This is a genomic window from Blastomonas sp., from assembly GCF_046294995.1.
Taxonomy (GTDB): domain Bacteria; phylum Pseudomonadota; class Alphaproteobacteria; order Sphingomonadales; family Sphingomonadaceae; genus Blastomonas.
In genome coordinates this window covers 1-4,336 of record NZ_JBKBOG010000002.1, presented here as the reverse complement: position 1 = coordinate 4,336, position 4,336 = coordinate 1, and the positions used below count along the sequence as shown (strand labels likewise).

The 4,336-nt window shown below is 61.7% G+C and carries 5 protein-coding genes and 2 pseudogenes; all 7 read right to left on the bottom strand.

Annotation, left to right across the window (positions count from 1 at the left end):
• Positions 1-144: 144 nt before the first annotated feature.
• Positions 145-1,062, bottom strand: a pseudogene (gene cysD / locus ACK4R0_RS04595) (sulfate adenylyltransferase subunit CysD); the annotation flags it as partial.
• Positions 1,063-1,262: 200 nt separating this feature from the next.
• Entirely contained in the window at positions 1,263-1,487 is a 225-nt protein-coding gene (locus ACK4R0_RS04590; RefSeq protein ID WP_409670946.1) for a hypothetical protein, read from the bottom strand.
• Positions 1,488-1,539: 52 nt separating this feature from the next.
• Positions 1,540-1,761 carry a hypothetical protein gene (locus ACK4R0_RS04585; protein ID WP_409670943.1) on the bottom strand — a complete coding sequence of 74 codons (222 nt, stop codon included), beginning with the start codon at positions 1,759-1,761 and terminating at the stop codon, positions 1,540-1,542.
• Positions 1,709-2,002: a BrnT family toxin gene (locus ACK4R0_RS04580; protein WP_409670940.1), complete on the bottom strand. Its 294-nt coding sequence runs from the start codon at positions 2,000-2,002 to the stop codon at positions 1,709-1,711. Before ACK4R0_RS04580 ends, ACK4R0_RS04585 begins: the two co-directional genes overlap by 53 nt.
• 48 nt (positions 2,003-2,050) lie before the next feature.
• Positions 2,051-3,103, bottom strand: coding sequence for a ribonucleotide-diphosphate reductase subunit beta (locus ACK4R0_RS04575; protein ID WP_409670937.1), 1,053 nt, complete (start codon positions 3,101-3,103; stop codon positions 2,051-2,053).
• 3 nt (positions 3,104-3,106) lie between these two features.
• A complete protein-coding gene (locus ACK4R0_RS04570; protein WP_409670934.1) occupies positions 3,107-3,583 on the bottom strand; it encodes an endonuclease domain-containing protein in 477 nt (158 codons plus the stop codon).
• Between the two features lie 73 nt (positions 3,584-3,656).
• Positions 3,657-4,336 (bottom strand): annotated as a pseudogene (locus ACK4R0_RS04565) (ribonucleotide-diphosphate reductase subunit alpha); the annotation flags it as partial.

Below are 4,336 nucleotides of genomic sequence, written 5' to 3'. Positions count from 1 at the left end.
GTGCGGGCGGGGGGGCCCCCCCCCCCCCCCCCTGGGGGGGGGGGGGGGGGGGGGGGGGCCCCTGGCCGGGTTGTGCCGAGGCGCCGTCTGCCCCTCTCCCCGACCCTCTCCCCTGAAGGGGAGAGGGGGAAATCTTGTCGGACATCAGAAATACCCCTCCTGCTTCTTCTTTTCCATCGAGGCATCGCCGCCATCCTTGTCGATGACGCGGCCCTGGCGTTCGGAGGTGGTGGTCAGCAGCATCTCCTGTATCACTTCAGGCAGCGTGCGCGCCTCGCTTTCGACCGCGCCGGTGAGCGGGAAGCAGCCCAATGTGCGGAAGCGCACCGATCGCATCTGCGTTTCGAGCGGGCGGCCAAGGATCGCCTCGATCCGCGGCAGGTCATCGGCCATGAAAAGCTGGCCATCCTGCTCATAGGTCGGCCGCATCGCGCTGAAATACAAAGGCACGATCTCGATATCGTTCAGGTGGATGTACTGCCAGATGTCGAGCTCGGTCCAGTTCGAGATCGGGAACACGCGGATGCTTTCACCCTTGGCCTTGCGCGCGTTGTAGAGGTTCCACAGTTCGGGGCGCTGGTTCTTGGGGTCCCAGCCGTGGCTCGCGGTGCGGAACGAGAAGATGCGCTCCTTGGCGCGGCTCTTCTCCTCGTCGCGCCGCGCGCCGCCGAACGCCGCGTCGAAACCATAATGGTCGAGCGCCTGGCGCAGCCCTTCGGTCTTCCACATGTCGGTGTGCAGCGGGCCGTGATCGAACGGGTTGATCCCGCGCTCGATCGCCTCGGGGTTCTGATAGGCAAGCAACTCCATCCCGGCATCGCGCGCGGCCTTTTCGCGCAGCGCATACATGTCCTTGAACTTCCAGGTGGTATCGACGTGCAGCAGCGGGAACGGCGGCGGCGAGGGGTAGAACGCCTTGCGCGCCAGATGCAGCATCACCGCGCTGTCCTTGCCCACCGAATACAGCATCACCGGCTTCTCGGCCTCGGACACCACCTCGCGCATGATATGGATCGCCTCTGCCTCAAGCCGTTCCAGATGGGTCAAACTGCGCGTCATGAAGGACTGCTCCTGGTCGTCGTTGGTCGTCTATTCCAACACGCCATTTAGTCCCGTCGCCTCGATATGGGAGACATAATATGTTTGCAGCCGCAAAGCCGTGATCGCCGCAAGGGGGGGCGAGGCGGATGCGCGGGGATGAGTTGGCGATGTTGAGGCGGAAGGTTTTGCGCAGGAAGATCAGCATCTTCTCACCGCGTGCTTCAGGTCGCCTCCTGCGAAAGCAGCCCTGCCGCCTCCATCTCCTGATGCAACGTCCATGGCGCAAGTTCCAGCCGGTTGGGCCATGCCAGCGCGCCATTGTCGATAAAGGCGCGGGCGAACTCATGGCGGTCGCGCAACGGGATGGTCAGCGAGGTGCCCTTGCCGGCGAGCATGGCACCAGCGTTCCAGACTCCGGTGGTGCCATCCGAAAATGTGAGTCTCAAGCGAAGGTCGTCCATTGGTTGACAGCGGTAGAGCTTGATCATTGACGCAGACCTAAGCTGCCTTGCGGCCCTTCAGCGGAATCACCAACCGGGCGTTTTCGAACCATTCATCGGTAAGCTCGGGTGCGGCGTCCGGGTTCTCGTCGATTTGGCGGGCGATATCCTCATCGGTCATCGCGTCCAGCGCGGCGAGGCGCTCAGGTGTCATCCAATCAAGGGCATCAGCCAACAACTCCGGGGTGACTTTGACGATATTTGGCGATTTCTCGGTCATTGGCTTTCCTGAAACTGATCAATCTGCGATCGGTACCCCGCCATGTATACACGACCACGCAAATTCTGTCATCCAGCGAGGATACCGGCCCTGTCGCAATGAACCGGGTTTCTTCATAGGCGAAGCGCTTGTCTTCTTCCTCAATGAATTGCGCCTCAAAAACCTGGATGCCCATGGCCAGCGGCAAGCCATGCTTTTCTCGATTGATCATGTCTTTGCCATTATCAAGCTCGAATGCCATGGCTCGCCGCCTTGGTTCTCAGGGGATCGGTTCACCGGGGCGAATAGCTCACTCCGCAGCGATCCCCGCCTGCTTGAACATGTCTTCGCCGTCGTCGATCACCGCGACCTCGTTGGCCGCGCCCTTTTTCTGGCGCTTGTCGAACGAGCTCCACACGTCGTTCCAGTTGCCGCGCGTGGCGCCCTTGGAATATTCGGTGGAGCGGGTTTCGAAGAAGTTGGCGTGTTCGACACCGTTGAGCAGCGGCGCGAGCCACGGCAGCGGGTGGTCCTCGATCATGTACACCGGCTGGAAGCCCAATTGGCCCAGGCGCCAGTCGGCGATGTAGCGGATGTAGCGCTTGATCTCTTTTGCCGTCATGCCGTGGACGGGGCCGTCCTGGAAGGCGAGGTCGATGAACGCATCTTCGAGCCGCACGGTCTTCTGGCAGCAGTCGATGATGTCCTCCTTTACCGCCTTGGTCAGGCAGTCGCGCTCGGCGCAGAAGGCATGGAACAGCTTGGTGATGCCTTCGCAGTGCAGGCTTTCGTCGCGCACCGACCAGCTGACGATCTGCCCCATGCCCTTCATCTTGTTGAAGCGCGGGAAGTTCATCAGCATCGCGAAGCTCGCGAACAGCTGCAGGCCTTCGGTAAAGCCGCCGAACATCGCGAGCGTGCGCGCGATATCCTGGTCGTTGTCGACGCCGAACTCGGCGAGATAATCGTGCTTGGCCTTCATTTCCTCATATTCGAGGAACATGCCGTACTCGCTTTCGGGCATGCCGATGGTGTCGAGCAGATGGCTGTACGCGGCGATGTGCACGGTTTCCATGTTGCTGAACGCGGTCAGCATCATCTTGACTTCGGTCGGCTTGAACACGCGGCCGTATTTGTCGTGATAGCAGTTCTGCACCTCGACATCGGCCTGGGTGAAGAAGCGGAAGATCTGCGTGAGCAAGGTGCGCTCGTGCTCGGTCAGCTTCTGCGCCCAGTCGCGGCAATCCTCGCCCAGAGGCACTTCCTCGGGCATCCAGTGGATCTGCTGCTGGCGCTTCCAGAAATCATAGGCCCAGGGGTATTCGAAGGGCTTGTACTGGGTGCGGGCTTCGAGAAGGGACATGGCTTACTCCGTATTCCCCTCTCCCAGTGGGAGAGGGAGGGGCCCAGGCGCAGCCTGGGAGGGTGAGGGTGATGCGGGCGGGATCAGGCCATCGCCCTCACCCTCCCGCGACTTCGTCATTGCTTCCCCCGCCCCAAGGCAGAGGGATATTTTGGTCACGACGCCTTCCGGATCGGGAAGGACATCGCTGTTCCAGAACCGGATGACACGATAGCCCTGCGCCTCGATAAAGCGGGTGCGGGCAGCGTCGTATTCGGTCTGTAGATCGTGCTGGCCGCCATCCACTTCAATCACCAGCTTCGCGCGGAAGCTGAGGAAATCGGCATAATACGGCCCGATCGGTACCTGTCTGCGAAACCGCGCAGCCGGGAAATTCTCGCGCAGTGCCAGCCAAAGCGCGCGCTCCGCATCGGTGGCATCGCGGCGCAACTGGCGGGCGCGGGAGACGGTGCCGGAAGGTTGACGGTGATAGGTGCGCATGCCTGCCCCTTGTCGCCCTCACCCTTCCGCCGCTGCGCGGCTCCCTCCCTCTCCCGCCGGGAGAGGGATTGAATCACTGGCAGGCCAGGCATTCGTCGTAGTCGGTCGTTTCGCCCATTTCGAACTTGGGCGCTTCGATGGTGTTGTCAGCCTCGACGCCGCCGGCAAAGCCTGCGCGCTGGACGCTCTTCGAACGCAGGTAATAGAGCGACTTGATGCCCAGTTCCCAGGCGCGGAAGTGCAGCATGAGCAGGTCCCATTTGTCGACATCGGCCGGGATGAACAGGTTGAGCGACTGCGCCTGGTCGATATACGGCGTGCGGTCGGCTGCCAGTTCGAGCAGCCAGCGCTGGTCGATCTCGAAGCTGGTCTTGAACGTGTCCTTTTCTTCCTGGCTCAGGAAGTCGAGATGCTGGACGCTGCCGCCCTTCTCGAGGATCGTGTTCCACACATTGGTCGAATCCTTCGACTTTTCGCGCAGCACTTTCTCAAGATACGGGTTCTTGACCACGAAGCTGCCCGAGAGCGTCTTGTGGGTGTAGATGTTCGCCGGGATCGGCTCGATGCACGCCGAAGTACCGCCGCAGATGATCGAGATCGACGCGGTCGGCGCGATCGCCATCTTGCAGCTGAAGCGCTCCATCACGCCCTGATCGGCGGCATCGGGGCAGGGGCCGCGTTCGTGCGCGAGCATCATCGAGGCTTCGGACGCCTTGGCCGCGATGTGCTTGAAGATCTTCATGTTCCACGACT

What these genes read in the sequence shown, in the direction of transcription:
- ACK4R0_RS04585 (WP_409670943.1), bottom strand. Translation starts at nt 1,761, where the DNA reads ATGACCGAGAAATCGCCAAATATCGTCAAAGTCACCCCGGAGTTGTTG.
- ACK4R0_RS04580 (WP_409670940.1), bottom strand. Translation starts at nt 2,002, where the DNA reads ATGGCATTCGAGCTTGATAATGGCAAAGACATGATCAATCGAGAAAAG.
- ACK4R0_RS04575 (WP_409670937.1), bottom strand. Translation starts at nt 3,103, where the DNA reads ATGTCCCTTCTCGAAGCCCGCACCCAGTACAAGCCCTTCGAATACCCC.
- ACK4R0_RS04570 (WP_409670934.1), bottom strand. Translation starts at nt 3,583, where the DNA reads ATGCGCACCTATCACCGTCAACCTTCCGGCACCGTCTCCCGCGCCCGC.